Genomic DNA, 26,312 nt, shown 5'->3' with positions numbered 1-26,312 from the left:
TTTGTTGAAATCCATCGATGAAACGAAAAAACAGCCCATATGTTTCTCGATGCTCATCAAAATCGGAAGGGAGATCCATGCCGCGCGTTCATCTATTGACCACCACCATCCTGTCCCTGTGTCTCACGATGCCGCTAGGTATCAGTGCGAACGCTCAGTCTGCCAGCCCCGCTGAGACGGGCCAGGCCAACGCGCCTGATCAGAAGCCTGCGGTTGAAGGGCAGACGCGCGCGCCACAACCCAACACAATGCCGTCTCTGACGAAAACCGTCGTCGCCGAGGGCCTGCCGCATCTGTGGTCGATGGAAATTCTTCCCGATGGCCGCATGCTCGTGGCCGCAAAGGAAGGTGCGATGCATATCGTATCCGATGGCAAGGCGAGCCCCGCCCTTGAGGGTGTTCCTAAAGTCGCATCCGCCGGACAGGGCGGGCTGCTGGACATCGCGCTTGCGCCCGATTTCGATACATCCAAAATGATTTTCTTCTCGTTTTCAGAGCCGAGAGACGGCGGCAACGGGACCTCGGTCGCGTCTGCCAAGCTCGTCGAGAGCGGTGGAAAGGCCATGTTGGAAGACACCAAAGTCGTCTTCCGGCAAACGCCGACATATGACGGTGACAAGCACTTCGGCTCACGCCTGGTCTTCGGCCCCAACAAAGAGCTTTACGTGACCGTCGGCGAACGCTCCGACAAGGAGCCTCGTGTCCAGGCTCAGGATGTATCGAGCGGGCTCGGCAAGATTTTCCGCATCGATACCGCGGGCAAGGCTTTCGATGGCAATCCCTTCATCGGCAAGGATAACGCGTTGCCGGAAATCTGGAGCTACGGACACCGCAATATGCAGTCCGCGACACTTGATGGCCAAGGCCGTCTATGGACCGTCGAGCATGGCCCCAAAGGCGGTGACGAACTCAACCTTCCGAAAGCCGGGCTGAACTATGGTTGGCCTGTCATCACTTACGGTATCGAATATAGCGGTGGCGCTGTGGGAGACGGGATGACATCCAAGGACGGTATGGAACAACCCGTTTATTACTGGGATCCGGTCATCGGACCATCCGGCATGGCCTATTACGATTCCGATGCTATACCAGAATGGAAAGAGTCAATCATCATCGGCGGTCTGGTGACCAAGGGAATCGTTGTTCTGAAAATCGAAAACGACAAGGTTGTTTCCGAAGGACGCCTGCCGCTGGAAGAACGCATCCGCGATGTCAAAGTCGGCAGCGATGGTTCCATCTATGCGGTTACTGAACAGCGTGGAGGCGGCGATTCTCAAATTCTGAAGCTGACGCCAGGCGCTTAACATTATCAAGCTGGGAGCGATGACCGTCGCTCCCAGCTTCCTTTAGCTCTTACTGGAACACAGACGGGTTGGGCGCATTATCCTCATCACAAGAGGAGCCCTTAGCGCACATGAACCAGTTGCCCATCCGTTTACTAAAGAAAATCGGGCTCACCTATGTCAGCGATCAAGAGCCGGGCATCGCGCGCGAACGTCGCGGTAAAGGGTTCGCCTATCGCTTGCCGGATGGAGAGCTTCTCTCCGACAAAGTCGAGATCACCCGCCTGAAATCGCTCGGCGTTCCACCAGCCTACGAAAAGGTGTGGATCTGCATCGACCCAACCGGCCACTTGCAGGCCACGGGCTACGATGCGCGCGGCCGCAAACAGTATCGCTACCATCCGGAATGGCACGCGTTCCGCGGCGACACGAAATTCTATCAGCTCAAGACATTTGGCGAGGCTTTGCCCGCCATCCGCAGGCGTGCGGCATCCGATATCGCGAAACAGGAGCGCGGACAGAATGTAACGCTGGCCGCCTTGGTCCTGCTTCTTGACGCAGCCTATCTGCGCGTAGGCAACAAGACCTATCTCGAAACCAACGGCACCTATGGCGCGACCACGCTGCTGAAAAAGCACATCACCTTCGGCGAAACGATCGAGCTACGTTTTGCGGCCAAGGGAGGGCAGCGGGTCAAACGCAAGCTGAAGCACCCCCGCCTGCAGCGCATTTTGGAAAACATTGCCGATCTTCCCGGCAGACAACTGTTTGTCTGGCAGGATGATGAGGGCGTCGTTCATCCCGTCGATTCCAGCGCACTCAATGCCTACATTTCTCAAAGCGCTGGCGAAGGCATCTCAGCAAAAACGTTTCGCACATGGGGCGGCACGCTTGCCGCCTTTGGGCATGCGACGCGCGCGCTCGAATCCGGTGAGCGACCAACCATCAAAAGCATGTGCGTTGCTGCCTCAGAAGAATTGTCGAACACCCCGACGATCTGCCGCAAGAGCTATGTTCACCCAGCCGTGCTGGATATCGCGACGGAGGAAAAGTCCGTCAGGCGCCTCGAAAAAGTGCTTGCTGGCGAGATAGCGCCGACAGCCGGTTTGCGAGCCGACGAGCGTAAGTTACTGGCATTTTTGCCGTAAAATCTGCCGGTTCCGATATGAGGTGGATAAGACCGCCATGGAAACGGTGCTTTCTGTTTTGACAGCGTCGTTCAGTTTCATGTCAGCTGCATGACACATCCCCTTCCCCAAATGCCGTTTATGCGCCGACGCTTTCCATGTGCTGGGCATCTTCGGCCTAGCCTGTGGGAAGAAAAAAGATGTCATTGTCATCTGCGACAGTCAGAAGTGGCCGGAGTGAGGTCAAGCGACCCGTAATCGGCAGCGTTACGCTCGGCGTGGTAACAGCCCTCTATGTTCTGGCGTTCACGAATCACGCCTTCTGGGCAAAGGTTCATGCCTATCTCGCGCCCTATCCCGTTGCCATTTTCGGTCTCTACATGGCGATGGGTGCGGCGTTTTCGGCTGTCTTCATTCTGTTGACGGCAAAATACATCACCAAACCCCTGTTCGCTTTCCTCATCATCGTATCAGCCGTGTCATCCTGGTTCATGGACAGGTTCGGCGCGATCATCGACAGCGACATGGTGCGTAACGCTTTTGAAACGACGCATGCTGAAGCCAACAATCTGATCACACCCGGATTTGCCCTACATCTTGCTGTTTTTGCTGGCATTCCCATTGCCGTTCTGTGCGTCGTCAAGATCGACCATCGCCCGTTTTTCTCGAAGTTGTTATGGAATACGATCGCCATACTTGCTTGCCTTTCGGTGACGGCTGCCATCGCTGCGGCGAACTCCAAAACATTCACGACCGCGGTGCGCCAACACAAAGACCTCGTCAAAAGCCTAAACCCGTTCACGCCGATTTCCTCCACGATCCACTATGTCATGCAGGCGGATCAGGAGGCGAAGCTGACGGTATCGCCCACGGGCCAGGACGCAAAGATCATGCCTGCTCTGTCGGGCATTCATAAACCGCGCATTACGGTGATCGTCGCCGGAGAGACAGCGCGTGCTGCAAACTTTTCGCTCAATGGTTATAACCGTGAGACGAATCCGAAACTTAAGGCTCAGAATGTCGTCTATTTTCCAAACACGGTCAGTTGCGGAACCGCGACCGCAATTTCGCTGCCCTGCATGTTCTCCCGCCTTACCCGCGCAGACTATAGCCACAGCAAAGCACTATCGCATGAAAACCTCGTTGATGTCCTTGTGCATGCGGGTGTCGATACGCGTTGGTGGGACAACGACACAGGCAGCAAAGGCGTTGCCGAGCGCATACCCTATTTCGATCTCTCCGCCACCCAGGACCCGAAATTCTGTCCCACAGGCGAGTGCCGCGACGATATCTTTCTTGACAGGCTCGATAGTTGGCTGGACGGTGTGACGAAGGACAGCGTGATCGTTCTTCATCAATTGGGTAGCCACGGGCCCACCTACCACCTTCGATACACGGACGAATATCGGAAATTCACGCCCGATTGCCAGACTGCGGAGCTTGGCAACTGCACGGACGCTGAAATCGTCAACGCCTATGACAATACGATACTCTATACCGATCACCTCCTCTCGGCCATCATCGACAAGCTCAAGGCTCGATCAGACCGATTGGCGACGGGTATGATCTATGCGTCGGACCACGGAGAATCTCTTGGTGAAAATGGCATCTACCTGCACGGTGCCCCTTATATTCTGGCACCCGCCGAGCAGACCCATGTCCCATTCGTTGTGTGGGTTGACGATGACTTTGCGAAATCGATGGGACTGGATCGTGCGTGCCTTTCAAAGGAAGCGCAGGCGGGCGGTCGTTCCCACGACAATTTCTTCCACAGCATCTTGGGCATGATGAACATATCGACATCCGTCTACAACCGGTCACTCGATGTCTTCAGTGGCTGCACCCGCAGACCGGCAGCATGACCATATGCGGCTTGACGAGATCAGATACGCACAATACCCACTATGGTGCTCCATTCCTTGGGGTCGAAAGCGAGGTATTTTTGCGTGTTCTTCTTGTCGAAGACGACCATGTCCTGGGTGAAGCGCTGAGAGATCACGTTGCCGCAGCAGGTCATGCGGTAGACTGGTTCAAGACCGTAGCCGACGCGATGGCCGCAACACAGACGGTCTCTTATGGTCTCATTCTGCTTGATCTTCGATTGCCGGATGGCGAAGGCCTCTCCATTCTGAAAAGCCTCAGACAGCGCAATGAGCCGACACCCGTCATCATTTTGACAGCGCATGATCAGGTATCCGACCGTATCGAAGGCTTGAATTCCGGTGCAGATGACTACCTCGTCAAACCCTTCAATCTGGGGGAATTGACGGCACGCATGCTGGCGGTTTCCCGCCGCTACGAAGGTCGATCTGCACCGGTCGTCAAACTGCCGGGCATTGAGATCAATCAGGTTGCCCGCAACATCACCGTCAACGGCCAGTCACTGACGTTGAGCGCACGCGAGTGGGCTGTGCTGGAAAAGCTGGTAGAACGCCCCGGAGCCGTCGTTTCGAAGGCACAATTGCACGAGACGCTTTACGAGTTCGGCGCAGAAATAGAGAGCAACACGGTTGAAGTCTATGTCAGCCGACTGCGCAAGAAGATCGGTTCTGACCGGGTCGAAACGGTGCGCGGTCTTGGCTATACGATCAGGTAACGTGATGAAGCGCAAAGACAGCATGACACGAAGAATGGTGATTGCGCTGACCAGCGTGGTCGCGCTCTCATGGCTGGTTGCTTCAGGCCTGGGCATCATGGTCATGCAGGACGAGTTTGCCGAAATCTTTGACAGTTCCGTGCAGGAAACCGCTGAACGGCTGTTGCCTCTGATTGCCGACGACCTGAAGGAACGCAGCCCCGAGGCAGAGCGCCGTCTGGTTCAACCCGCTACGGGCGAAGAATACCTGACCTATCAACTCCGCGATCGGGAGGGCGAAGTTCTGCTGCGCTCATATGATAGCGCCGTAGAACCGTTTGACGTACCGGTCGCGCCGGGTTTTGCCGACACGCCTACACACCGGATCTACACCGTCGTCAATGCCGACGGCAGCCTTTATCTGCAAGTCGCAGACGCCTTCGCCAATCGCCGTGAAGCGATCGTCGAGGCTGGGACCGCACTTGTCTTGTTTTTGGTATTTCTGATCCCGGCGAGCATAATCGCCGTCATTCTCGTCGTCCGGCGCACACTGGCACCCGTTCAGACATTACGCGACGAGATCGGCAGCAAAGACAGCGGCAACATGGCGCCGGTAGACGACAGACATTTACCGCAAGAGCTTCACCCGATTGCAAGGTCCGTCAACCTTCTGCTGGAGCGATTGCGCGCTGCCTTGGAGTCGGAGCGGGCCTTCGCGTCAAACAGCGCTCACGAGTTGCGAACGCCCATTGCGGGTGCGCTTGCCCAAGCTCAGCGGTTACAGGCCGATATTCCACAGGCCTTTGCGCCCAGAGTGGGTCAGATCGAACGCTCTCTCTCGCATCTCGCACAACTGGCGGAAAAACTCTTGCAAATGTCCCGGGCCGACGCCGGTATCGGCACATCAGACACGCATGCGGATTTGCTGCCCATCGTCGAGCTCGTTTTAGAAGATATCGGCCGTTCGGACCTCGGATCTGGGCGCATTCAGCTCCATATTCCGCAAAGTGGCGGGTTGGAAGGTAAAATCAACACAGACGCATTCGGGATCGTCATGCGCAATGTTGTCGAAAACGCACTCATTCACAGCCCGGAGCGAAGCCGGGTAAATGTTTATATCGACAACGACAATTCGCTCCGCGTCGTCAATCACGGTACACCTATCGATCCTGCACTATTGTCGAAATTGACGACGCGCTTCACCAGAGGGGCAACGCAGGCCGCCGGCTCTGGCTTGGGTCTTGCCATCGTTCAAAATCTGGTGACACAGATGAATGGCTCTATGCGCCTTGTTTCGCCCGCCACTGGCCGCAGCGATGGTTTCGAAGTCAGGATTTCGTTGCCGAGACCATAAAAAGCCGGGTAAAACCAAATGAAAGCAAGCGCCGAATTTGCTTTCATATCGGGCTCATTCTATCAAATTTCATGCTCTATGATATCACCCGCTTACCACTCGACAGACTGCTGCTGCCCTGCACCAAGGCGACAGAGGCCTTGGCGAGGTTGGACGAGCGTATCTTGCGTTCCCCGATTGGCAACGGGTTTCTTGAGCGGCAGGATTTTTTAGATGCGGTTTCATCCCTATGGGTCGATGGAGAACTGGTCCATATCGAAGATCTTGTGCTGCATGATGCCCATATGGACATTCGCGCGCCGACGCACGAGATGGGCATCGCAAACCGGATATTGCGCGCCCGCAGGCAGATCTTCGGCAACGATCCCAAATGGGCGCTGAGCCCATCTGGACTTTCTCGCCTGCGCGGAGAAGACGGTGGTGATAAGGGTGACATGCTTGTCCGAACGGAAGTCCGCTCCTTACCTGATCCAGAAACCGACGATGACGACACCATGCCACTCAGCGAGGAATTGTCCGCCATCGACAGGCTGATCGCCCGCAGCGCGGCCACCCTCGCCTCGATGACGAAAGAAGACAGCAAACCGCATGATCGACCGGACGCCCTCACGCGTGATCCTGATTGGAACGAAGAGGAGCGGCTGGACGAATGGAAACAAGCCCTGAAAACCACCGGAGGTCTGCCCCCGGTGTTGCGCGCGGCAATCGCACTCGACGCCTGGCAAAAGCTTGAAGTGTTGCAGCGAAGCCCGTGGCTCGGGCGTCAGTTGGCCTCGGCGTTGCTACGCGAAGAAGGGCTCACACTCTGCCATCTGGTTCCGTTGAATACCGGATTGCGCGCTGTGCCCCGAGAGCGCAGAAACGCCATTGGCCAACTCGAGCGGATAGGCGCTTTTCTCGAAAGCATGCAGGAAGCTGCGTCTTTGGGTTTGAAGGAGCATGATCGTTTGTTGAATGCCAAGAGCCGCATGGAGCGAAGGCTTGAGGGTCGCCGGTCAAACTCGCGCCTGCCGGAATTGATCGCGCTTGTCCTCGCCAGGCCTGTCGTCTCCACAGCCATGATCGTCAAAGCTCTGGGCACAACGCCGCAAGGCGCTGTGGGTCTCGCCAACCAACTCGAGTTACGCGAGATGACCGGACGCGGGCGCTTTCGCGCCTGGGGCGTGATTTGAGCGCGCTTTTCAGCCAGCCAGTCGCTGTTCAGCAAGCTTCACCCAGTAGGACACCCCATAGGCAATGGCCTCATCGTTGAAGTCATAGCTGGGATTGTGCAGACCCGCACTGTCACCATTTCCGAGAAAAATGAAAGCGCCCGGGCGCTCGTTCAGCATGTATGAGAAATCTTCCCCGGCCATGGATGGGTCCACGTCAGGGTCGACATTCTTGTCGCCCACGATATCGCGGGCAATGCGGATGGCGTGCTCCGTCTCATCGGCATGGTTGACGGTGACAGGACAATATCGCTCGTAAACGGCATCCGCCTCAGCACCATTGGCCATCGCAATACCCTCGGCCACTTGCTTGATGCGTGCTTGCGCCATGTCGCGGACACCTTCGTCCAAGGTGCGGACAGTGCCAGCGATAACGGCCTTGTTGGGAATGATATTGTGGCTGGAGCCCGCCTGGAAACGCGTTACGGACACGACAACCGAGCGGATGGGATCGGTGTTGCGCGAGGCAATCATCTGGAGATTGGTCACGATCTGCGCGCCGATCGAAATCGGGTCGATCGTGCGATGGGGTTGAGCGGCATGACCGCCGCGACCCTTGACGACAATCGAGAATTTATCCGGTGCAGCCATGATCCCGCCCTTGCGGATGGCAAAGGAGCCCAAGGGAATGCCCGGCATATTGTGCATGCCATAGACTTCATCGATCTTGAACCGCGTCATCAAGCCATCTTCGACCATGGCAAGCGCGCCCGCGCCACCTTCTTCGGCTGGCTGAAAGATGACGGCCACCGAGCCGCTGAAATTGCGTGTCTCGGCCAGATGTTTTGCAGCCCCCAGCAGCATAGCCATATGGCCATCGTGGCCGCAGGCGTGCATCTTGCCAGGAACTTTCGACGTCCACGGTTTGCCAGTTTCTTCGACAATCGGCAAAGCATCCATATCGGACCGGAGGCCGACGGTGCGGCCTGTGCCATGCCGACCATGGATGATGCCGACCACGCCAGTGCGACCGATGCCTGTCACGATGTCGTCAACGCCGAAAGATTTCAGCTTCTCTGCGACGAAGGCCGCCGTGTTGTCCACGTCGTAAAGGAGTTCAGGATTTTCATGGAGATAGCGGCGCCACTCGCTTGCTTCTGCCTGCAATTCGGCGGCTCTGTTCAAAACTGGCATACTGTTATTCCCGATTTCTCATTCTCGACTTGTGACTCATGCGCGTCTGCGGCGAATATTGCGCCGCATAATTGACGCAATCAATGTACTTTGCCATTGCAGGGACATATATGGTGAATATTGCAAATCCCGAAACAAAGACGGGAATTCGAGGATACGCTTTGCAAGAAACATCCAGACCACACCGTGCCGCAGGGCGGCTCGTGAAAACTTTTGCTGCTCTCTCGGCCAGTGTTCTGGCTCTGACATCAGTTGCCCAAGCCAACCCTAAAATGGTGATTGACGTGCGGACTGGCAAGGTCATTTCGCATCAGGAGGCATTCCGCAAATGGTATCCCGCCTCCCTCACCAAGCTGATGACGGCTTATATCGCTTTCAGCGCCATGAAATCCGGCAAGCTGAGCCCCAGCACGGAAGTGGTGATGAGCAAGAAGGCTGCCGACCAGCCCGCCAGCAAGATGTATTTCAAGCCGGGCTCCAAGCTGACGCTCGACAGTGCTTTGAAACTGCTGCTGATCAAGTCTGCCAATGACGTAGCTGTGGCAATTGCCGAAACGGTTGGCGGAACGACAGAGAACTTTGTGGCCCAGATGAATGCGCAGGCAGCCCGTCTCGGCATGTCGTCCACCCACTATGTGAACCCCAATGGTTTGCCGGGCAAAGGACAGTACACCACCGCGCGCGATCTGGCCGTTCTGGCGCTCATCCTGAAGCGCGAGTTTCCGGAATATGCCGGATACTTCTCGCTGGAAGGCGTGAGCACCGGCAAGAAAAATTACGCAAACTACAATATGCTTGTCGGTCGGTTCCCGGGCGCAGACGGCATGAAGACCGGCTTTATCTGTGCTTCCGGCTTCAATCAGGTCTCTTCCGCCACGCGCAATGGCCGACAGGTCATCAGCGTCGTGCTCGGCGCAGATAGCCTTGCGGGCCGCACCGACCAGTCGGCAGACCTCCTGCAGATGGGTTTGACGGCACCAACCAGCCAGGGCGTATCGATTGCGTCGCTTGCACCCTATGGCGAAACGCAGTTCGTCAACGATGTCAGCGCCGATATCTGCAATCCGAAGGCTGCAAAAGTGCGCAGCGAAAGCCGCGACGACGCTGGACGGATGATTATCAAGTCGCCCTACGTGCAAGAGATGACGCGTCCACCCGTCTACGCCTATGCCGGTCTGATACCCGGCAGCGAGACCATTGCGGCCAACGCGAGTGCAAGGGACAACACGGCAAATGTGCCAATCCCGACACCGCGTCCCACATTCTGATAGTCCATTCTCTAACGGCTCGCTCCTTGGAACGGGCCGTTTTATATTGCAAATCCATGCTTTTTCTTGCCGCATTTGTTGCTATAAGACACGCCTCAATATGTAATGTTCTAACGCTCCAGGTCGCCCCATGGCACTCGATCGCATTCCAGTTTCCATCATCACGGGTTTCCTTGGTGCCGGAAAATCGACGCTGCTCAATCAGCTCTTGAAAGATCCTGCCATGCAGGACGCCGCCATCATCATCAACGAATTCGGCGATGTCAGCATCGATCACCTCCTAGTGGAGCGCTCTGGCGACGGGATCATCGAACTGGCCGAAGGATGCCTGTGCTGCACGGTGCGTGGCGAACTGGTAGACACACTCGCGGAGTTGATGGACGGCATTCAGACCGGCAAATTGAAGCCCGTCAATCGGATCGTCATCGAGACCACAGGACTTGCCGACCCTGCACCCGTGATGCAATCGATCATTGGCAACCCTGTGATCGCACAGAACTTTTCGCTCAACGGCGTCGTCACGGTTGTGGATGCCGTCAACGGATCGTCCACGCTCGACCAGCACGAGGAAGCACGCAAGCAGGTCGCCGTCGCAGATCGCCTTGTTCTGACCAAGCAGACGTTGACGGATGACGCGCACGTCGCTGCCCTCATCGCCCGAATAAAGACGCTCAATCCCCGCGCACCCATCGAAGATGGCGATCGTCAGGATTGGTCTGCGGTCGCCCTTTTAGAGAATGGCCTATACGATGCGGCGAGCAAAGTTGGCGATGTCAGGCGCTGGCTTGGCGAGGAAGAAGAACACGATCATGACAACCAAGCTTCGCATGACCATGCCCATCATCACCATCATGATGATGTGAACCGTCACAATGCGTCGATCCGGTCCTTTTCGATTGTCCATGACAAACCGATCGATCCGATGGCGCTGGAGATGTTTGTCGATCTGCTCCGTTCGGCGCATGGCGAAAAGCTTTTGCGGATGAAGGCCATCGTGCAGCTATCGGATAACCTCGACCGGCCCCTCGTTCTGCATGGCGTGCAATCCATCTTCCATCCGCCACAGCGGCTGGCAGCCTGGCCCGATGCATCCGACAAGCGCACCCGTATGGTGCTCATCACCAATGATTTGCCGGAAGCCTTCGTGAAAGACCTGTTCGGCGCTTTTACCGGCGTCGCCAAGATTGACACGCCGGATCGACAGGCGGTCACGGACAATCCCCTCGCCGTTCCCGGCATGCGCTTCTAACGAAGCGCTCTTGCAGCCGTCCAGCCGCCCTGACCAGCAGAACGGCTGGAACCGCAGAGTACTATCGACCCTTCGTCAGCATCTGCCGGAAGGCGTGATAGCTGTCTTTGGGGTTTCGGTCGCGGGTTTCGAGGTCCATTGCGACGATCCCGAACTTGGGACCATAGCCTTCCGCCCATTCAAAATTATCGATCAGCGTCCAAGCGATATAACCGCGTATATCGGCCCCTTGTCGTTGGGCCTCGATGATTGCAGCAAAGTGTTTGTCGAAGAAGTCGATCCGTTTGGCTTCATCGGTTTCCGATATGCCGTTTTCGGTGACGTAGATTGGAAGTCCCGGATAGTCTTTCGAGGCCCGGACCAGAAATTCCGTCAGGGCCTGCGGGTAGATTTCCCAACCGATATTGCTCTTTTCCAGATCGCCGCGCGATTGGGTGAAGGGGAAGACAGGCACGCTATCATCGTGTTTGTAGAGCGAACGGGTGTAATAGTTGATGCCGATCCAGTCGATGGGCGGGCTCAACGTCGTCATGTCATCCTGCCATTTTGCAGGCAGATAGGGTTCCAGAATTTTCACGACTCGCTCTGGGTACGTGCCTTTGACGACACCATCCAGAAAGAACCGATTGAAAATATCATCGCCCAACGCTGCGGCTTCGACATCGTCTGCACTCTGGCTGAACGGCTCGGTCTTTTCCATATTCACGACGATTCCGAGTTTTGCCTTTACGCCCGCATCACGCATGGCCGTAATGCCAAGGCCATGTGCCAGCAGCACGTGGTGCATCGCTCGCGCGGTTGCTCGCACATCCCGATAACCCGGCGCGTGAATCCCCATGTAATGGCTGAGCACAGTCACGCACCATGGTTCGTTGAACGTCGCAATGCTGTCCAACCGGTCACCGAAATGGCGGGCAGCTTCGGCGGCGTAGTCTGCGAAGGCATGAGCCGTATCACGGTTCATCCAGCCACCACGATCCTGTAGCGCACTCGGCAAATCCCAATGGTAAAGCGTTGCGAGAGGTTTGATGCCGCGCTCGAGCATGCCGTCGATCAGGCGATCATAAAAATCAAAGCCTGCACGGTTCAGCGCGCCGGTTCCCTCGGGAACGAGCCGCGACCACGCAAAGGAAAAACGATAGGCGTTAAAGCCTGCGTCACGGATGAGATCGAGGTCTTCGGGCCAGCGATGATAATGGTCGCAGGCGATTTTTCCGGTGTCGGCATTCTTGGTATTGCCAGGCGTTGCGGCAAACGTATCCCAGATGGAGGAGCCGCGCCCATCGGTTTGCCCGCCCTCGATCTGGTGGGCAGCCATTGCGACGCCGAACAGAAAATCCGGCCCGAAATCATCTCGATTGTGTGAAAACATCATTGCATTCCCAAAGCCAAAACGGCTGTTTTCTATGTGTCTCTGATCTGCTCAAGCGCGAAGCTGCACCCTCATTGAAACAGGGTCGTGACCGGAGCAAGGCAACTCGGGTAACAGGAGAAAATCCTCTTTATTTCGTAGATAACGGGCCACTTTGCAGATTTGCACCTTACTTTAACGTTGCAGCTTGATACAAAGCAACAGGTTCGCTTATTTGATTTACGGGAGGAAATCATATGAAGACGGTCGGCATCGGCATCATTGGCTGCGGAAATATCTCCAGCGCCTATCTCAAAGCCATGGCATCTTTTCCCATTCTGCACATTCGAGGACTGGCGGATATGAACCCCGAAGCCGCCAAGGCTCGGGCCGACGAGTTCGGCCTTGCGGCTAGAACAATCGAGGATTTGCTTGGTGATCCCGAGATCGAAATCATCGTCAACCTCACCATCCCGAAGGCCCATGTCGAGGTTGGCCTGCGCGCATTGAATGCGGGCAAGCACACCTATTCGGAAAAACCTCTGGGCATTAATTTTGCCGAGGGCAAGACACTCGTAGAGGCTGCCGCAGCAAAAGGTCTGCGCGTCGGCTCGGCACCGGACACCTTTCTCGGTGGTGGCCACCAGACGGCCCGCACATTGGTAGATGAAGGTGTTCTCGGCATTCCCGTGGGTGGGACGGCGACCTTCATGTGCCCCGGCCATGAGCGCTGGCACCCGAATCCCGCCTTCTACTACGAGGTTGGCGGCGGGCCGATGCTGGATATGGGACCATACTACATCACCGATCTCGTCAACCTGTTGGGACCGGTCGCCAAAGTCGCGGGCTTTGCCGTGGCGCCGCGCAACGAGCGGCTCATCACCAGCGAGCCTAAGAAGGGTGAGACGATCCCGGTTCACGTTGCAACCCACGTGTCGGGCATGCTGGCATTCGAGAATGGCGCGGTCGTGCAGATCAGCATGAGCTTCGATGTCGCCGGACATAAACACGTTCCGCTGGAAATCTACGGCACGGAAGGCACAATGATTGTGCCAGACCCCAATTATTTCGGTGGCGAGATCGAACTGTTGCGCAAGGGTGGAGACTTCGAGCCGCAGGCATTGAGCGCGCCGTATAGCGACGGCAACTACCGTTCGCTCGGCGTGGCCGACATGGCCTACGCCATCAGGCAAAACCGTCCGCACCGCGCCAATGGCGATCTGGCTTTGCATGTGCTGGAAGTCATGGAAGCGTTTCAGACGGCATCCGACACCGGCACAACCATATCCATCACAACAAAGGTGGAGCGCCCTGCTCCGCTGGCAGAATCGCTGGTCGATGGTCAGCTCGCACAGTAAATATCCTGAGGAGGAAAGATATGCCCGAAGCACTGATCGTCTGGGGTGGATGGAGTGGCCACGAACCGGAGCAATGCGCCGATGTCGTCAAGCATATGCTGGAGGCCGATGGCTTTACCGTTCGCGTCGAAAGTTCGACGGAAGCCTTCGCGGACCCGGCCATTCATGATCTGAGCCTTGTGGTGCCGATCATCACCATGTCGAAAATCGAAAAGGAAGAAATCAAGAACCTCACCAAAGCCGTTGAAAACGGCGTGGGCCTTGCTGGTTTTCATGGCCAAGCAGGCGACAGCTTTCGCGAATGCGTGGAATATCAGTTCATGATCGGCGGACAATGGGTCGCGCATCCGGGCGACATCATCGATTACCGCGTCAACATCACCCGTCCGGACGATCCGCTCATGCAGGGAATTTCGGATTTCCCCTACACCTCCGAGCAATATTACATGCATGTCGATCCCTCGAACGAGGTGCTGGCGACCACCACGTTTACGGGCGATCATGCCTGGTGGATCGATGGCGTCGTCATGCCGGTGGTCTGGAAGCGCACCTATGGAAAGGGTCGTGTTTTCTTTTCGGCGCTTGGCCATCAGGCCAAGGAGTTTTCCGTGCCTGAAATGAGAACCATCTTCAACCGTGGAGCAAACTGGGCTGCCCGCAGATAGGCACAACCGAAGACTTTTATGCTTGGCGACAGTGGCATTCCGCGATAGGGACCAATTCGCGAAAAACATTCCAAGCAATTGTTTCCGGGAAAGCAAAAATCGTGGCAGGCATCGATCACGCAAATGGCAGAGGCGCTTTGGCGCGCATCCGTTCCATACAGTGGCAGGTGGAAGCATGAGCGTGATGACGGATTGCCTCTCCACACCACCTGTCACCCCGTTGCCAGCCTGCGAAGATCGCGAATGGGCAAGACGTGCGATCGGCATCCTTCAAGGCGATGGGCGCCGCTCTGCCGATACGCATCTGGTCAAGCCCGTCTTCAAGGGCTTGAAGGGTATTTCGATCTATCTGAAAGACGAGTCCACCCACCCAACCGGCAGCCTCAAGCACCGGCTCGCGCGCTCGCTGTTTCTCTATGGCATCTGCAACGGCAAAATCGCTCAGGGCACGACACTCGTCGAGGCATCATCAGGCTCAACCGCCGTCAGTGAAGCCTATTTTGCGCATCTTCTGGATTTGCCCTTCATCGCCGTGATGCCGCATTCGACCAGCCGCCAGAAAGTGGAGGCCATCGAGCGCTTTGGTGGCAGATGCCATTTCGTCGACCGACCCTCAGAAGTTTACACCGTCGCCGAAAGGCTGGCGGCAGAAGCGGGTGGCCATTATCTCGATCAGTTCACCTACGCCGAACGCGCAACCGACTGGCGCGGCAACAACAATATTGCCGATTCCATCTTCGAGCAGATGAAAAGCGAAGAATACCCGGAGCCGGAATGGGTGGTGATGAGCGCCGGCACAGGCGGTACCTCTGCCACGATCGGCCGCTATATTCGCTACCGTAATCTTTCGACACGCCTTTGCGTTGTCGATGTCGAACATTCGGCCTTTTATGCGTCCTATATGTGCGGTGATAGTACCGTAACTTGTTCCACGCCATCACGCATCGAAGGTGTGGGGCGCCCGCGTGTGGAGCCCTCGTTCATTCCCGGTGTCATCGACCATATGATCAAGATACCAGATGCGGCCTCCATCGCGGCGATGCATGTTCTGTCCGACCGTCTGTTTCGGCGTGTCGGCGGCTCCACGGGCACGAACTTCTTCGGGCTGTGCTGGATTGCAGCTGCCATGATGAAGGAAGGCAAGGAAGGCTCGCTGGTCTCGTTGATCTGCGACAGCGGAGACCGTTATGCGGCCACGTACTACAATCCCGATTGGCTGACGAAGAACAACATCGACATAGCGCCGTATCGAGAGATGCTCGAAACCTTCATCGACAGCGGCACATTCGAAACCTTCAACTCCGCCGTTTGAGAAAACCGGCATAGAATGATTGTGACGCATAACTTGGGATATATGCGTCGGGCCTTATTTATTCATTTTACATTACCGTTTCGTGCTGCCTATGATCGATATGGGCAGGCTATGTGCCGCCCTGGTGCGGGAGTGCGCCATCGATCTGGGAGGATTTATGAAACGGTTCGTTCTGGCCGCAATAGCGGCAATCACCATGAGCACTGCGGCCTATGCCGACACCATCAAAGTCGGTGTCGTCGGACCGTTTTCGGGGCCGTTCGCCTTGCAGGGCAAAAATTTCAAGGCCGGGATCGACGCCTATATCGCCACCAATGGCAACAAAGTCGGCGATAACACCATCGAGATCATCTACCGCGACTTGCCCGCAGCCGATCCCGCCCAGTCAAAGGCGCTTGCGCAGGAACTCGTCGTCAAAGAGAAGGTGCAATATCTCGCAGGCTTCTATTTCACGCCCGACGCCATGGCAGTAACACCCATTCTCAAACAGGCAAACACGCCGCTCGTCATCATGAACGCTGCGACATCGGCTATCGTCACCAAAAGTCCGCTCGTCGTCCGCACATCCTTCACCACGTGGCAAACATCGACACCGATTGCGAAAGTCGCTCACGATGCGGGCGTAACGAAAGTAATTTCCGTCGTCAGTGACTACGGTCCCGGCGTCGATGCCGAAAATGCATTCAAGGCAGCTTTCGAGAAGGAAGGTGGGCAGGTCGTCGAAGCGATCCGCATGCCGCTTTCCACCAACGATTTCAGCCCGATCATGCAGCGCATCAAGGATTCGGGCGCGCAGGGCGTATTCGCTTTCCTGCCCTCAGGCCCGACGACACTCGGCTTCGTGAAAGCCTATAACGAGAACGGTTTGAAATCCGGCGGCATAAAGTTCTTTGCCCCTGGTGATTTGACCCAGGAATCCGACCTGCCAGCCCTTGGCGAAGCGGCACTCGGCATCCAGACGACGTTCCAGTACGCAGTTTCGCATGATTCTCCTGAAAACAAGTCTTTCGTAGAGGCCGCAACCAAGGCCATCGGCAACAAGGCAGAACTTTCGTTTCCGGCCGTCGGTGCTTATGACGGCATGCATGTCATCTACAAGATGATCGAGGCGACAGGCGGCAAGCAGGACGCGGCGAAGGCCGTGGAAGCCGTGAAGGGTTTGTCTTGGGTAAGCCCACGTGGACCCGTTTCGATTGACCCGGAAAGCCGCCACATCACGCAGAACATCTATCTGCGCGAGGTGACAAAGGCTGATGATGGCACCTATTTCAACAAGGAAATACAGACCTTTGAAAAGCAGGGCGATCCCGGTCTAGCCGCTGCGAAGTAAAGTTCGCAGACCCGACTTGTTCAGACAGACCTGAGGTGCACAATCGCACTTCGGGTCCAGATTTACAAAATCCTCCATCGCGCATCGGGATCGCCTTATGCAGACAGTCTTCAGCATTGCCGTCGATGCGCTTGCCTACAGCATGGTGCTGTTCGTGATTTCCATCGGCCTGTCTGTGACCATGGGCCTGATGCGTGTCGTCAATCTGGCACATGGTGCGTTCGCGATGATTGGTGGCTATATCGCGTCCTATGCGGTGCGCGATCTGGGGCTCAACTATGGTATCGGAGTGCTTGCCGCCGTCATCGGCACCATTATCGTGGCTATCCCGATCGAACGATTTCTTTATCGCCGCATCTATGGTGCGCCGGAACTGACGCAGGTTCTGATGACGATCGGCATAACCTTTTGCATCATCGGCATAGCCAATTACGTCTTCGGTCCGACGCTGAAAACCATTCCGCTCCCTCCAACCTTGCAGGGTTCGGCCGATCTTGGCTTTCGCACCATTCCCGTCCATCGTCTCTTTGCCATCGCTTGCGGACTGGCCGTTGCTGTGGGCCTCTGGTTTGCCATCGAGCGAACGAGCTTCGGGGTGAAGCTGCGCGCCTCGGTCGATAATGCCGCAATGGCTGCGGCACTCGGGGTTCGAACCGAGATCATCTATGCCTTGAGTTTTGCTGTTGCCGTTGGTCTTGCCGCAATGGGTGGCGTCATTGGTGCCGAACTTTTGCCGGTCGAACCCTATTACGCCCTGCGGTACATGGTGACGTTCCTCGTCGTGGTGTCAGTGGGTGGCGCGGGCTCGATATCCGGCGCGTTGATCGCGTGCCTTGTTCTCGGCAGCATCGACACGACGGGGCGCTATCTCATGCCGGAATTCGGCGAATTCTTCTTCTACCTTGCCGTGATCGCTATCATTTGCGTGTTCCCACGCGGCTTTGCCGGAAGGGCACGTTGATATGGTGACTGTTGCTAACTCGAACCCTCAACATGCTGCTCGTCCGCATCGTTCCATGGCGCGCGACACGATCGGTATTGTCGCGATCATCGTCGTCGCCTTATTCGGTTATCTCCTCTTTCCCGATAATCTCGCTCTTCTCACCCGCATCATCGCAACCGCGCTTCTGGTTCTATCGCTCGATCTCGTGACGGGATATTGCGGGATCGCAACGCTTGGACATGCCGCTCTCTTCGGCACCGGCGCTTATGCAGCAGGCATCGTCTCGGCGCATTACGGCATCAACGATCCGCTGCTGATGACGCTGGCCGGTATCGGCGGCGGTGCCCTGGCGGGGCTTTTGAGCGGCATTATCCTTTTGCGCGGCCATGGGCTGCCACAGCTGGTTTTGTCCATTGCACTCATCCATCTGTTTCACGAATTTGCCAACAAGGCATCCAGCTGGACCGGCGGCAGCGATGGTCTCTCCGGCATCGCACCAGACCCCATCTTCGGGCTGTTCGAGTTCGACCTCTACGGCCACACGGCCTATGTGTTTGCCATGGCGCTGCTGCTCCTCATATTCATTCTGCTGCGCTTCATCGTGCGCTCACCCTTCGGCATGCTGTGCCGTGGCATCAAGGAAGACCCGCTGCGTGTGCGCGCCATGGGTGGATCACCGAAAACTGCTGTCATCAAGATGTATGTGATTTCCGGTGCCGTTGCCGGTGTCGGCGGCGCGTTGAATGCCATCACGACGCAGGTCGTGGGTCTCGATAGCCTGTCGTTTACGATGTCTGCGGAAGCCTTGGTCATGGTGGTTCTCGGTGGTACCGGCTCGCTCTTCGGAGCGCTATTGGGAACCGTCGTGTTCATGTTGTTTGAAGACTATGTTTCCGCGGCAAATCCATTCCACTGGCTGACAATGGTGGGCGCCCTCCTGATCATCGTTGTCTTTTTCGCTCCCAAAGGATTGTATGGAACGGCGGCAGCATGGTTCAGCCGCAAAAAGCAGGTGAGCCCATGAGTGCGGTGTTTGAAGTCGTCAATCTTCAGAAATCCTTCGGCGGCCTCTCGGTGACCAACAATGTTACCCTGTCCATGGCGCCAGGCGATCGCGTCGCGCTGATTGGCCCGAACGGTGCGGGCAAGACCACCTTCGTCAACCTCGTGACCGGCAATCTCCAGCCCGATTCCGGTGATGTTCGGCTGAACGGAGAGACGGTGACGACCATAGGCGCAAACGGGCGCGTCAAGCGCGGCCTCGTGCGTTCGTTTCAGGTGACTCGCCTGTTTCTCGATATGTCAGCCGCTGAACACATTGCTCTGGCGGTTTTGCAGCGCCAAGGCAGAACAGGGCGAATGTTCGGAAACTATCTCAAGATGCCGGACGTCATGGCTGAAGTCGACACGCTGTTGCATACGCTTGGTCTTCAAGAACTGATGCACCGTAAAGTCAGAGAAATCGCCTATGGCAAGCAGCGACTGCTTGAACTTGCCGTCGCCATGGCGCTCAAACCGAAAGTGCTTCTGCTCGATGAACCGGCGGCTGGCGTTCCACAGAGCGATACGGGCCGCATTGAGCAGGCGCTTGCCGACCTGCCACCTGATCTTGCCGTTCTGATGATCGAACATGATATGGATCTGGTCTTTCGCTTCGCAAAACGCGTCGTCGTTCTGGCTGCAGGCACGATCATTTTCGATGGTTCACCCGCCGATGTCACACAGGATGCCCGCGTCCGCGAGGCCTATCTGGGGAGCTACGCCAATGCCAGCCATGCCGCTTGAGGTCAAAGGACTGTCGGCCGGCTATGGCCCGACACGTATTTTGGAAGACATCTCGTTTTCCGTTCCATCTGGCGGGCGGCTTGCCCTGCTTGGACGCAACGGAATGGGCAAGACCACTCTGCTAGCCACACTCGCCGGACAAACGAAGCGCTACAACGGCACGATCAACATAGGGTCGGCAGATATCACGTCGATGGCCAGTGCTGCACGTGCTCATGTCGGTCTCGGCTATGTGCCGCAAGCACGGTGCATCTTTCCAAGTCTGTCTGTGGAGGAAAATCTATCCGTTGGTCTGAAGTCACGTCCCAAAGGCGCGATGGAGGAGGCCTATGCAATGTTTCCGCGTTTGAAAGAGCGCCGCCGAAATCTTGGTGGTCAGCTTTCCGGTGGAGAACAGCAGATGTTGTCCACCGCACGTACCATTCTCGGCCGTCCATCAGTGCTCCTTCTCGATGAACCACTGGAAGGTCTGGCGCCCGTCATCTGCGAAGAGCTCATGATCGTCTTTTCAGAACTGGCCCGGACAGGTGACATGACGATTGTCCTGGTGGAGCAGCGAATTCAAAGCGCTCTCGACTTCGCAGACACCGTTATCGTGCTTGAGCGCGGACGCGTGGCATGGACGGGAACGCCACGCCAACTGTCAGATGACAAGAGCGCAGTCGAACGCCTGCTGGGTGTCGGAGGCCTGCACTAACATCGGCAAAGGGAACGCTGCGTGGCATATATTCAACCTTGCATAAGCGCTTTTCATTCCATAATGATTTTTATGATATTTTCACGATTATAAATATCGACAATGTGTAGAGGGACATACCATCGTGTCACGCTCCTGTATTGCCGTTCTGTCTGTTATCATGGCCTTTTCGGCGCCCACTATGGGCTTGGCACAGGATGCCAGTGCCACTATCGAAACCCCCTCCCCAACCTCGCCACCGAAAATTGCCACCCTGCGGGAGGGCTTTGATCTGAAGATGCTGGAACCGATAAACGGGGTCGATTTCCGAACATACAGCCACATAACCTATGCGATGTTCCTCGATCCCGACGGTGATCACGAGGCGATCTACCAAAAGTTCGGAACAGACAAAGCCAGCTTCGATGCCGCGAGCGCTGCCTATGGCGAGCGGATGAAGCTGGACAAAACATTTGCGATGGTGGAAATCTTTGGCGCCTATTTCGCGGAAAATGCTCAAGGCACCTATGCGGCATTCGGCAAGGATGTCGCACAATCGGTCCTCAATCAAGCACCCCTCACGCAAAACGAGCCGATGCCTGAGGAGAAATTTCGTGAAATCCAGGTCTATTACGCACGGAAAGCATCTGTCGCCGGAACGGCGCTCAGCGAGCAGGATGAGGTTCTCAAGCCCTATCACATAACGTTCAACGACTTTAATATCCTGGGCGCCTGGTTCTCGAGACGGCTGGCGCTCGAGACCATGGACCTTTCGAGCCCTCAGGTTCGCTCCGACACGAAGGCTAGTGCGATACCGACGGAGCGGCCCGAATGGGGCGGACTTTGGCGCTTCACATGGAAAACGCTGCAACGGACCGAAACAGAGATGAAGGTCGTCGAGGCTTCCCGCGACATTTGCGTCAAGGACGACATGACGGCGGAAACCCTGCCCCTGATGCCAAAGCCGTCAGGTGTGAAATGCGTTCTAATCGACAAGGTGCATTTTTACGACAGCGGCGTGCAGATGCGAGCCGAATGCGACCTCGGTGGCATCGGAGCATCCTGGGGCATGTATCTCCAGCCCGAAAATGATGGTGAGAGCTTCACCGGCCAAATATCCTATAATGAGACCTACGAGGGCGATACGGATATGCCGCAACCCATGACGGACGTCGCCGTCAAGCGGATGGGAGAATGCCAGTGAGCAAAACGATATCCTTCAAGCGGCTTTCTATCCTTGTTGCTCTTTTCGGACTATCGCCACCCGTCCTGGCGGAGGAAACAGGCCTTCCTGCGGGGCTATGGCAGGTGCGTATCTTCACTCCGATCCCGACACCGGAGCTGAAGAACGACGAACAGGTCTTTCAAATCTGTTATGATGAAGCCGCCATAAAAGCCCACATGAACCCTGTTCTTCCCAAAGCCCAAGCTGCCAAATGTGATCTGGATTTTACCGATATGGGCGATCTGGCCTTTGACGCAACCTGCAAAGACGGCGATCATCGGCTTCGCATTTCACAAGCGGCAGAAGGCTTCTGGCGTGGCACCTACCGCTTCGTCGGCAAGGCACCCGGTACGATGCTGGAACCCGCCGTCGAACTCAAAAAAATCGCCGACACCTGCGAGTAGCCAAGCAAGAGGTTTGACGTAACCCTCAAATATCTTCAGAACTCTACGGGGAGGAGAAGATATGGAGGAAGCGGATTACCTTATCGTGGGTGCCGGACCAGCCGGTTGCGCGTTGGCTGCGCGTCTTGCCGCCGCGCCGGAAAAACCATCCGTCATTTTAATCGAGGCGGGTCGCCCCAAGCCTTCGATCCTGTCGATCATCCCAAGCGGCATGGCGATGCTGGTGCCATTCAAATCCCGCCGTAATTACGCCTTCGAGACCGTACCGCAATCCGGGCTCGGTGGTCGAAAGGGTTATGTGCCGCGTGGGCGTGGCGTTGGTGGCTCGAGCTTGATCAATGCGATGATCTACATTCGCGGACAGGCGCAAGATTACGACGACTGGGCGGCTGCGGGCTGCGACGGATGGGATTGGCAAAGCGTGTTGCCCCTGTTTGTGAGGTCGGAAAACAACCAACACGGCGCAGGTCCGCTGCACGGCAACAGTGGGCCGCTCGTCGTGTCCGATCAGGTGTCACCCGGCCCCTTGTCTCTCGCCTTCATCGAAGCGGCACAACAGATGGGCTACCGGCACAATGCGGACTTCAACGGTCCACAACAGGAGGGTGTGAGTCTCTATCAGGTTTTCCAGCAACGTGGTGCCCGTCTGGATGCAGGGTCTGCTTATCTGGCGAATGCATCGACATGGCCGAACGTGACTATCCTCGCAAACACGCGCGCTGAACGTCTCGTTATCGAGGAACGCCGCGCGTGCGGCGTCGTCGTGGTGTCTGGCAGAGAACGCCGCACCATCCGCGCAAGACGTGAAGTCATCGTTTCGGCCGGAGCCATACTGTCTCCACACCTCTTGATGATCTCGGGTATCGGTCCCGCCACGCATCTGCGTGAACACGGCATACCGATTGTCATCGACGCGCCCGGCGTCGGTAGCAACCTTCAGGACCATCTCGACTATACGGCCATGAAACAGATGCGAGGACCGGGTCTTTTCGGATTTGGGCCGGACACATTGATGCGCGCTGCCGCCGCCTTCCCCGCATGGCGAAAAGGAAGGGGGTTGCTGACCAGCAATATCGCAGAAGCAGGTGGTTTCGTGAAAAGCGATCCGTCTCTGGACAGACCAGATTTGCAATTTCATTTTTGTACAGCGCTTGTCGATGATCATGCGCGACACACCCATATGGTGCGCGGCATTACCCTGCATGTATGCGCCTTGCGACCGGAAAGCCGTGGCGAAGTAAGGCTGACATCGTCCGATCCCGCAGGAGCGCCGCGGATCGATCCTGCCTTTCTGTCGGCACCTGCCGATATGCAATTGATGCTGAAGGGCGCACGCGTGGTGCACCGGATTCTTGAAGCTGAGCCACTGACACGCTATGGCGGCCGATATCTCTACGGCAAGGACAAGCTTGGCGACGCCGAGTTGATTGAACTCATTCGTGCCCACTCGGACTCCATCTACCACCCGGTCGGCACTTGCCGAATGGGCAAAGACGAGGGTTCCGTCGTGACACCGGAGTTAAAGGTTCGCGGCATTGAAGGGCTGCGGATTGCCGATGCCTCCATCATGCCGACATTGATCAGCGGCAACACCCAGGCCGCCTCCGCGATGATCGGCGAGAAGGCAGCCGATCTCATTCTCGGGAGAAACGCCGTCTGAAGTCTGGCTTGTCTTGAAGCCCGCTATACCTTCGGACCGATCTTCTGTCAGGCTGACGCATTTTCGGCATGAAGCCGGTACAGCTTGAGACAAGATGAGATAGAGTCAACAAGGCAGCAGCAATGACCACGCAATACCCTCAGATCTTTCTAGTTCGTCATGGAGAAACGGAATGGACACTGTCCGGCCGGCACACTGGGCGAAGCGACATACCTCTTACGGACAATGGCGAGAATGCCGCCAGGCTGCTGAAACAGCGGATACCCGCTATTGATTTCCACGCGGTGTTTTCCAGCCCGTCTCAACGCGCACGAAAGACCTGCGAGCTGGCGGGCTTCAGCGCAAGAGTTGAGATAGACGACAACCTCGCTGAATGGGACTACGGGCGTTACGAGGGCATCACGACGAAGGACATACAGACCCATCAACCAGGCTGGAACATCTTCCAGCACGGCTGCCCGGATGGTGAAACCGTGCTGGACGTCAGCAACAGAGCCGATGCCGTCATCACGAAAATCCGATCGGTCAGCGGCAATGTTCTGATCTTTTCGAGCTCTCATTTTCTCCGGGTTTTCGCTGCTCGATGGCTGGGATTAGACGCCGTGGCAGGCTCTTGTTTTATTCTGGACACCACCAGCATCAGTATTTTGGGATATGAACACAATCTTGACGAACCGGTAGTTCGAAACTGGAACCAGACATAATCCCGTCTGAAGCATCCTTTATCCTAACATTGAATGTCTCAGTCTTTCGCGAATGTGGAGATACGATTTTGGACGCAACACCCGCTCCTCCGGTCACCCTTGTCATCTTTGGCGCGACCGGCGATCTTACCCGTCGGCTTCTCATTCCTTCGCTCATCAACTTGACCCGTAGTGGACTGGTGGGTGACGACCTCCATATTCTGGGTGTGGGCATCGAACCGGGCGATGACGCGATGCTGGTCGAAAAGCTGGACAGCTTTTTGTCCGGACTGGGTGGCACCGAACCCGTCTCCGCAGATCAAGCTTGGCTGCGCTTGAAGCAACGCATTTCATATATCAGCGGCGACTTTACAAAAGACGAGATTTTCGTCGAGATCGCCAAACGTCTGGCAAACACAGCGGTCGGAAATGCAGCATTTTACCTTGCCGTTCCACCGCAGTTTTTCGGGACTATCGTCGAAAAACTGGGCCAGCATGGACTGGTGACGGAGACGGATGATGCCTTCAGAAGGATCGCTATCGAAAAACCGTTCGGAACCGACCTTGCCTCTGCACGAGCGTTGAATGCGCAAATCCTGAACACGATTTCCGAAAAGCAGGTCTATCGGCTGGACCATTTCCTAGGCAAGGAAACGGTCCAGAACATCATGACGGCGCGGTTCGCCAATATGATGATCGAATCCCTTTGGAACAACAATTACATCGATCATGTGCAGATAACGGCGGCTGAAATCGTGGATGTCGGCTCGCGCGGCAAATTCTACGATGCCACCGGTGCATTGCGTGACATGATCCCCAATCATCTGTTTCAGCTTCTGGCCATGGTGGCCATGGAGCCGCCAAACAGTTTCAACGCAGAGGCCATCCGCAACGAAAAAAGCAAAGTGCTGGAGGCACTGCGTATCTTCACGCCAGAGGAAGCCGAGAGCCATTCTGCCCGTGGCGCATACAGCGCCGGAACGGTGAACGGCGTTGCCATCCCCGCATACCGGGACACGAAGGATATCGCGCCGCAATCGAACACAGAGACGTTCGTTGCGCTCAAGCTCTATGCAGACACATGGCGCTGGGCCGGTGTTCCCTTTTATCTGCGCACAGGCAAGGCCATGGTGGCCCGAGATACAGAGATCGTCGTCACCTTCAAGCAGGTGCCGTTTGCCCAATTTCGCCAAACCGATGTCACCCCGAGCCTTCCGCCAAACCGGCTCGTCATCCAGGTCCAGCCAGACGAGGGTCTGAGCATGGAACTGTCGATCAAGTCGCCGGGTCAGGCGGTCGATACTGTGCCCGTCGCGCTGGATTTCCGCTATGCGGACCAGTTCGATATCAGCAAGACGACCGGCTACGAATCCCTGCTTTACGAACTGTTCGCCGGAGATCAGACGCTCTTCCAGCGCGCCGATGGTATCGAAGCCGGTTGGGCTGCCGTACAGCCCTTTCTGGACATTTGGGCAAAAGGTGGAACGCCAGAAACCTACGAGCCCGGAAGTGCTGGCCCACAATCTGCGCATGATCTCATAGAGCGCGATGGACGCCAATGGCGTGAACTGGGTGTGCCGCGTCCGCACAAGCGGACATAGAGAATTTGTAAGGCGGCTGACATCGGGCTCGTTCAGACCGCTGAGCCAATACCATGTGAGAGCAAAAACTGCTTGCGTTTGCCAACCACATGACTGCTAGATTGCAAGACCAACCAAG

General features: G+C 56.4%; 23 protein-coding genes. 21 read left to right on the top strand and 2 right to left on the bottom strand.

What is annotated here, in order from left to right; genetic code table 11:
* Positions 1–128 precede the first annotated feature (128 nt).
* From RRU01S_RS05575 to RRU01S_RS05550, 6 genes are all read left to right on the top strand, one after another.
* Positions 129–1,304 carry a PQQ-dependent sugar dehydrogenase gene (locus tag RRU01S_RS05575; protein ID WP_412674280.1) on the top strand — a complete coding sequence of 392 codons (1,176 nt, stop codon included), beginning with the start codon at positions 129–131 and terminating at the stop codon, positions 1,302–1,304.
* 110 nt (positions 1,305–1,414) lie between these two features.
* Positions 1,415–2,431, top strand: a complete 1,017-nt coding sequence (locus RRU01S_RS05570) for a DNA topoisomerase IB (protein WP_045229245.1) — start codon at positions 1,415–1,417, stop codon at positions 2,429–2,431.
* A gap of 179 nt (positions 2,432–2,610) precedes the next feature.
* Positions 2,611–4,272: a phosphoethanolamine transferase gene (locus tag RRU01S_RS05565; protein WP_045229244.1), complete on the top strand. Its 1,662-nt coding sequence runs from the start codon at positions 2,611–2,613 to the stop codon at positions 4,270–4,272.
* An 80-nt stretch (positions 4,273–4,352) separates the two neighbouring features.
* Positions 4,353–5,006, top strand: a complete 654-nt coding sequence (locus RRU01S_RS05560; RefSeq protein WP_045229627.1) for a response regulator — start codon at positions 4,353–4,355, stop codon at positions 5,004–5,006.
* Between the two features lie 4 nt (positions 5,007–5,010).
* Positions 5,011–6,339: an ATP-binding protein gene (locus RRU01S_RS05555; protein WP_045229243.1), complete on the top strand. Its 1,329-nt coding sequence runs from the start codon at positions 5,011–5,013 to the stop codon at positions 6,337–6,339.
* Between the two features lie 71 nt (positions 6,340–6,410).
* Positions 6,411–7,511, top strand: a complete 1,101-nt coding sequence (locus RRU01S_RS05550; RefSeq protein ID WP_045229242.1) for an RHE_PE00001 family protein — start codon at positions 6,411–6,413, stop codon at positions 7,509–7,511.
* 9 nt (positions 7,512–7,520) lie between these two features.
* Here the strand turns inward: RRU01S_RS05550 and RRU01S_RS05545 are convergent, their stop codons facing one another.
* Positions 7,521–8,684 (bottom strand): M20 aminoacylase family protein, encoded by a 1,164-nt coding sequence (locus RRU01S_RS05545; protein WP_045229241.1) that lies wholly within the window; start codon positions 8,682–8,684, stop codon positions 7,521–7,523.
* A gap of 110 nt (positions 8,685–8,794) precedes the next feature.
* Here RRU01S_RS05545 and RRU01S_RS05540 point away from each other — a divergent pair, with 110 nt between their 5' ends.
* Both RRU01S_RS05540 and RRU01S_RS05535 read left to right on the top strand, forming a co-directional pair.
* A complete protein-coding gene (locus RRU01S_RS05540; protein WP_045229626.1) occupies positions 8,795–9,952 on the top strand; it encodes a D-alanyl-D-alanine carboxypeptidase family protein in 1,158 nt (385 codons plus the stop codon).
* 130 nt (positions 9,953–10,082) lie between these two features.
* Positions 10,083–11,201, top strand: coding sequence for a CobW family GTP-binding protein (locus tag RRU01S_RS05535; protein WP_045229240.1), 1,119 nt, complete (start codon positions 10,083–10,085; stop codon positions 11,199–11,201).
* Positions 11,202–11,262: 61 nt separating this feature from the next.
* Here the strand turns inward: RRU01S_RS05535 and RRU01S_RS05530 are convergent, their stop codons facing one another.
* A complete protein-coding gene (locus RRU01S_RS05530; protein ID WP_045229625.1) occupies positions 11,263–12,573 on the bottom strand; it encodes a GH1 family beta-glucosidase in 1,311 nt (436 codons plus the stop codon).
* A 236-nt stretch (positions 12,574–12,809) separates the two neighbouring features.
* Here RRU01S_RS05530 and RRU01S_RS05525 point away from each other — a divergent pair, with 236 nt between their 5' ends.
* The 13 genes from RRU01S_RS05525 (at position 12,810) to zwf (ending at position 26,194) form a co-directional block, all read left to right on the top strand.
* Positions 12,810–13,910, top strand: coding sequence for a Gfo/Idh/MocA family protein (locus tag RRU01S_RS05525; RefSeq protein WP_045229239.1), 1,101 nt, complete (start codon positions 12,810–12,812; stop codon positions 13,908–13,910).
* A gap of 20 nt (positions 13,911–13,930) precedes the next feature.
* A complete protein-coding gene (locus RRU01S_RS05520; RefSeq protein ID WP_045229238.1) occupies positions 13,931–14,575 on the top strand; it encodes a ThuA domain-containing protein in 645 nt (214 codons plus the stop codon).
* Positions 14,576–14,759: 184 nt separating this feature from the next.
* Positions 14,760–15,887 (top strand): PLP-dependent cysteine synthase family protein, encoded by a 1,128-nt coding sequence (locus RRU01S_RS05515; protein ID WP_045229624.1) that lies wholly within the window; start codon positions 14,760–14,762, stop codon positions 15,885–15,887.
* 157 nt (positions 15,888–16,044) lie between these two features.
* Complete coding sequence (locus tag RRU01S_RS05510; protein WP_045229623.1) at positions 16,045–17,217, top strand: ABC transporter substrate-binding protein; 1,173 nt, start codon at positions 16,045–16,047, stop codon at positions 17,215–17,217.
* 97 nt (positions 17,218–17,314) lie between these two features.
* On the top strand, positions 17,315–18,178 hold the full coding sequence (locus RRU01S_RS05505) for a branched-chain amino acid ABC transporter permease (protein WP_045229237.1): 864 nt from the start codon (positions 17,315–17,317) through the stop codon (positions 18,176–18,178).
* Position 18,179: 1 nt separating this feature from the next.
* Complete coding sequence (locus RRU01S_RS05500) at positions 18,180–19,184, top strand: branched-chain amino acid ABC transporter permease (RefSeq protein WP_045229236.1); 1,005 nt, start codon at positions 18,180–18,182, stop codon at positions 19,182–19,184.
* Positions 19,181–19,945, top strand: coding sequence for an ABC transporter ATP-binding protein (locus RRU01S_RS05495; RefSeq protein ID WP_045229622.1), 765 nt, complete (start codon positions 19,181–19,183; stop codon positions 19,943–19,945). The genes RRU01S_RS05500 and RRU01S_RS05495 overlap by 4 nt, the downstream gene beginning before the upstream one ends.
* Positions 19,926–20,642, top strand: coding sequence for an ABC transporter ATP-binding protein (locus RRU01S_RS05490; RefSeq protein ID WP_045229235.1), 717 nt, complete (start codon positions 19,926–19,928; stop codon positions 20,640–20,642). Before RRU01S_RS05495 ends, RRU01S_RS05490 begins: the two co-directional genes overlap by 20 nt.
* 124 nt (positions 20,643–20,766) lie before the next feature.
* On the top strand, positions 20,767–21,825 hold the full coding sequence (locus RRU01S_RS26430) for a hypothetical protein (RefSeq protein ID WP_234936097.1): 1,059 nt from the start codon (positions 20,767–20,769) through the stop codon (positions 21,823–21,825).
* Positions 21,822–22,250: a hypothetical protein gene (locus RRU01S_RS05480; protein ID WP_131367769.1), complete on the top strand. Its 429-nt coding sequence runs from the start codon at positions 21,822–21,824 to the stop codon at positions 22,248–22,250. The genes RRU01S_RS26430 and RRU01S_RS05480 overlap by 4 nt, the downstream gene beginning before the upstream one ends.
* 61 nt (positions 22,251–22,311) lie before the next feature.
* On the top strand, positions 22,312–23,910 hold the full coding sequence (locus RRU01S_RS05475; RefSeq protein ID WP_045229232.1) for a GMC family oxidoreductase: 1,599 nt from the start codon (positions 22,312–22,314) through the stop codon (positions 23,908–23,910).
* 122 nt (positions 23,911–24,032) lie between these two features.
* Positions 24,033–24,614, top strand: coding sequence for a histidine phosphatase family protein (locus tag RRU01S_RS05470; RefSeq protein WP_045229231.1), 582 nt, complete (start codon positions 24,033–24,035; stop codon positions 24,612–24,614).
* Between the two features lie 68 nt (positions 24,615–24,682).
* The gene (zwf, locus tag RRU01S_RS05465) at positions 24,683–26,194 is read left to right on the top strand and encodes a glucose-6-phosphate dehydrogenase (protein ID WP_045229230.1); all 1,512 of its coding nucleotides are present in this window, start codon (positions 24,683–24,685) and stop codon (positions 26,192–26,194) included.
* The last annotated feature ends 118 nt before the right edge of the window (positions 26,195–26,312 follow it).

It is taken from the genome of Agrobacterium rubi TR3 = NBRC 13261 (genome assembly GCF_000739935.1).
GTDB lineage: Bacteria > Pseudomonadota > Alphaproteobacteria > Rhizobiales > Rhizobiaceae > Agrobacterium > Agrobacterium rubi.
The sequence above is the reverse complement of the archived record's forward strand: the minus strand, read 5'-3'. Positions and strand labels throughout refer to the sequence as shown.

What these genes read in the sequence shown, in the direction of transcription:
- RRU01S_RS05575 (WP_412674280.1), top strand. Translation starts at nt 129, where the DNA reads ATGCCGCTAGGTATCAGTGCGAACGCTCAGTCTGCCAGCCCCGCTGAG.
- RRU01S_RS05570 (WP_045229245.1), top strand. Translation starts at nt 1,415, where the DNA reads ATGAACCAGTTGCCCATCCGTTTACTAAAGAAAATCGGGCTCACCTAT.
- RRU01S_RS05565 (WP_045229244.1), top strand. Translation starts at nt 2,611, where the DNA reads ATGTCATTGTCATCTGCGACAGTCAGAAGTGGCCGGAGTGAGGTCAAG.
- RRU01S_RS05555 (WP_045229243.1), top strand. Translation starts at nt 5,011, where the DNA reads ATGAAGCGCAAAGACAGCATGACACGAAGAATGGTGATTGCGCTGACC.
- RRU01S_RS05550 (WP_045229242.1), top strand. Translation starts at nt 6,411, where the DNA reads ATGCTCTATGATATCACCCGCTTACCACTCGACAGACTGCTGCTGCCC.
- RRU01S_RS05545 (WP_045229241.1), bottom strand. Translation starts at nt 8,684, where the DNA reads ATGCCAGTTTTGAACAGAGCCGCCGAATTGCAGGCAGAAGCAAGCGAG.
- RRU01S_RS05540 (WP_045229626.1), top strand. Translation starts at nt 8,795, where the DNA reads ATGGTGAATATTGCAAATCCCGAAACAAAGACGGGAATTCGAGGATAC.
- RRU01S_RS05535 (WP_045229240.1), top strand. Translation starts at nt 10,083, where the DNA reads ATGGCACTCGATCGCATTCCAGTTTCCATCATCACGGGTTTCCTTGGT.
- RRU01S_RS05530 (WP_045229625.1), bottom strand. Translation starts at nt 12,573, where the DNA reads ATGTTTTCACACAATCGAGATGATTTCGGGCCGGATTTTCTGTTCGGC.
- RRU01S_RS05525 (WP_045229239.1), top strand. Translation starts at nt 12,810, where the DNA reads ATGAAGACGGTCGGCATCGGCATCATTGGCTGCGGAAATATCTCCAGC.
- RRU01S_RS05520 (WP_045229238.1), top strand. Translation starts at nt 13,931, where the DNA reads ATGCCCGAAGCACTGATCGTCTGGGGTGGATGGAGTGGCCACGAACCG.
- RRU01S_RS05515 (WP_045229624.1), top strand. Translation starts at nt 14,760, where the DNA reads ATGACGGATTGCCTCTCCACACCACCTGTCACCCCGTTGCCAGCCTGC.
- RRU01S_RS05510 (WP_045229623.1), top strand. Translation starts at nt 16,045, where the DNA reads ATGAAACGGTTCGTTCTGGCCGCAATAGCGGCAATCACCATGAGCACT.
- RRU01S_RS05505 (WP_045229237.1), top strand. Translation starts at nt 17,315, where the DNA reads ATGCAGACAGTCTTCAGCATTGCCGTCGATGCGCTTGCCTACAGCATG.
- RRU01S_RS05500 (WP_045229236.1), top strand. Translation starts at nt 18,180, where the DNA reads ATGGTGACTGTTGCTAACTCGAACCCTCAACATGCTGCTCGTCCGCAT.
- RRU01S_RS05495 (WP_045229622.1), top strand. Translation starts at nt 19,181, where the DNA reads ATGAGTGCGGTGTTTGAAGTCGTCAATCTTCAGAAATCCTTCGGCGGC.
- RRU01S_RS05490 (WP_045229235.1), top strand. Translation starts at nt 19,926, where the DNA reads ATGCCAGCCATGCCGCTTGAGGTCAAAGGACTGTCGGCCGGCTATGGC.
- RRU01S_RS05475 (WP_045229232.1), top strand. Translation starts at nt 22,312, where the DNA reads ATGGAGGAAGCGGATTACCTTATCGTGGGTGCCGGACCAGCCGGTTGC.
- RRU01S_RS05470 (WP_045229231.1), top strand. Translation starts at nt 24,033, where the DNA reads ATGACCACGCAATACCCTCAGATCTTTCTAGTTCGTCATGGAGAAACG.